This window comes from Allobosea sp. 05T422_2 (assembly GCF_056396265.1).
In genome coordinates, this window is sequence record NZ_JBFTLD010000458.1 from 1 (window position 1) to 2542 (window position 2542).

Consider the following 2542-nt stretch of genomic DNA (forward strand, 5'->3'; position numbering starts at 1 on the left):
GCCGTGACCGCCGCCATTGCCACCGCCGTGGCCGCCACCATTGCCGCCGCCGTGACCACCGCCATTGCCACCGCCGTGGCCGCCACCATTGCCGCCACCGTGACCGCCGCCATTGCCACCGCCGTGGCCGCCACCATTGCCGCCGCCGTGACCGCCGCCATTGCCACCGCCGTGGCCGCCACCATTGCCGCCGCCGTGACCACCGCCATTGCCACCGCCGTGGCCGCCGCCATTGCCACCGCCGTGACCGCCACCATTGCCACCGCCGTGGCCGCCGCCTGAGCCACCGTTGCCACCGGAGCCACCGCTACCGCCGGAACCGCCACTGCCGCCGGAACGGCCGTCACCTCCGGAGCCGCCACCGCCGCCCGAACTGCCGCTCCCACCGGACCCAGCGCCCCCACCGGGCCCAGCRCCCCCACCGGATCCACCGCCTCCGCCGGACCCGCCGCCCGAACCCGAACCGCTGCTGTTGCTCGCTGTGCTGGCGCCGCCGCCAGCAGGATTTCCGCCTTCGCCGCCGTTRCCGTTACCGTTGCCTGCCGGATTTCCGGCGCTGCCGGGTGCTCCTGAAGACAGTGCTCCCGTTGTCAGCGGCGGGCACGCCCAGTACTCGCCGCCGTCCTGCTGGTAGAGGGCACATGCCTGATTGGGCGCGCGCGTCCGGCGACCGTTGGGGGTGACAGCGGTGTAATACTGAACGCCGCCAGGGGCAGCCCCCTGGAAGGCGGGCGCCCCGGTGCCGATCGCCGCCGTGGCGCGCGGTGGACAGGCCCACAAGGGTCCGCTGTCATATTCCTGAATGACACAGTCCCGACTCGGCGCCCGCGTTTTGCGCCCGTTGGCCGTGACCGCGTTGTAATACCGCACCCCGCCGGGACCGGGGAGGCTGGAAGCCGATCCGGATGTCGCAGCCGCACTGCTCGCGGACCAATCCAGGCCTACAGGTCCACTCATCCTGTTGCGGCCGGACGGATCGCACTGCCAGAGCCTCTGGCTTCCGATGAGTTTGCTTTCGCAGGAACGATAGGGCTGTTGCGTCGGAGTGCCGTCTATCGCGAGGCCTTCATAATATTCGGGAAGGCCACGAGCGGCAGGATTCTGTGCGTAGGATAATGTTGATGTTGTAGCAAGCAAGCCGGCAATCAGTATGCTGGATTTTAGATATTTCATAGCAATGCCTCCCGCCCAGGGAGGCATTAAGCCGCCAGGGCGCTAATTGGTTTTTCTTTGAAATGCGAAGTTCATCTTCAATATTTTTCGTGCTTTCTCATTTTTGAACATATCGAGATTTGTTGGTTTTGCTCAATTTGGCTTTTACGCTAGGTCGTTTCTCCTTAGGGGGGATTTGCCTACACCCCGCACGAGGCTCCCTCGTCATCCGAAAAGGTAGGCATTCCGGCCAGAGGGCTCGAAAGTGCAGCATCTCGCATTAGCCCGTTGCAGGAACGGCAGGGCGCGAAAGTGGTAGATTGCATCTGCGCGCAGGGTGTCGGCGCACGCGAAGGCGAACGAATTGAGTGTGCTTCGACGGCCGTACGGCCAATTTCGTCGTTCGGGCTCTGGGTTGCGCGAAGGCACGGCGGGAAATGCCTGACGAATTTGCCTGGGAATTTCATCGGAACTTACGGTTCCCATGGCGGCAGTTCGGTGCTATCTCGTTGCGCGTCGCATGTGGCCGTCGAGGAGCGTGTGCGATCGTTTCGTGAGTGATTTGATGCACTTGCAGACAGTCGGGGTATAGCGCAGCCCGGTAGCGCATCTGCTTTGGGAGCAGAGGGTCCCAGGTTCGAATCCTGGTGCCCCGACCATTCTCGAGATCGCCTGGCCCGCTGTCGCGGGCCAATGGAATGACGAGCTGACGGCCGAGCCAGAGCATGACCGCACGCATTTACCGCCCAGCCCGCAATGCCATGCAGTCCGGCACGGCAAAGACCGAGCGCTGGCTGCTGGAATTCGAGCCGGAGCAGCCGCGCCAGATCGAACCGCTGATGGGGTGGACATCCTCTGCCGATATGAAGAGCCAGGTGAAACTCTGGTTCGACACGGAGGATGAGGCAGTGGCCTATGCCACGCGCAACGGCATCGCCTATCGGGTGGAGCAGCCCCATGTGCCGAAGCGGCGCGGCATGGCCTATTCGGATAACTTCAAGTTCAATCGTGTCGGGCAGTGGACCCACTGACCAACCATTTGGCGCCTGACCGGGCGCTTTCGACTACGGGCCCGTAGCTCAGTTGGATAGAGCAGCAGCCTTCTAAGCTGCTGGTCGCAGGTTCGAATCCTGCCGGGCTCGCCACTTCTATCGATCGCAGTCGCGGGACGCGCTGAGATCCACCAAGAATCGCACAGACGGATTCCCGCGATGAGCGACGTGAAGGACAGCAACGGCAATGTCCTGAGGGACGGCGATTCCGTGACGCTGATCAAGGATCTCAAGGTGAAGGGGACCTCCGTCACCTTGAAACGCGGTACCCTGGTMAAGAACATCCGCCTGACCGGCAGCGAGGATGAGATCGAGTGCAACGCCGAGAAGGTGAAGGG

Annotated in this window: 3 protein-coding genes and 2 tRNA genes; all 5 read left to right on the plus strand. The window is 63.6% G+C overall.

The annotated features are described in order from the left end of the window. Positions 1-282, plus strand: a 282-nt coding sequence (locus tag AC1DJT_RS36020) for a hypothetical protein (protein WP_476835989.1), incomplete at its 5' end; no start/stop codon positions are given. Between the two features lie 1452 nt (positions 283-1734). After that, a tRNA-Pro gene (locus AC1DJT_RS36025) sits at positions 1735-1811 on the plus strand. A 66-nt stretch (positions 1812-1877) separates the two neighbouring features. Next, on the plus strand, positions 1878-2183 hold the full coding sequence (locus AC1DJT_RS36030; protein WP_441490017.1) for an ETC complex I subunit: 306 nt from the start codon (positions 1878-1880) through the stop codon (positions 2181-2183). Positions 2184-2220: 37 nt separating this feature from the next. Next, positions 2221-2297: transfer RNA gene (locus AC1DJT_RS36035), tRNA-Arg, on the plus strand. 66 nt (positions 2298-2363) lie between these two features. Next, on the plus strand, positions 2364-2542 hold a 179-nt coding region (locus AC1DJT_RS36040), incomplete at its 3' end, for a PhnA domain-containing protein (protein ID WP_476835990.1).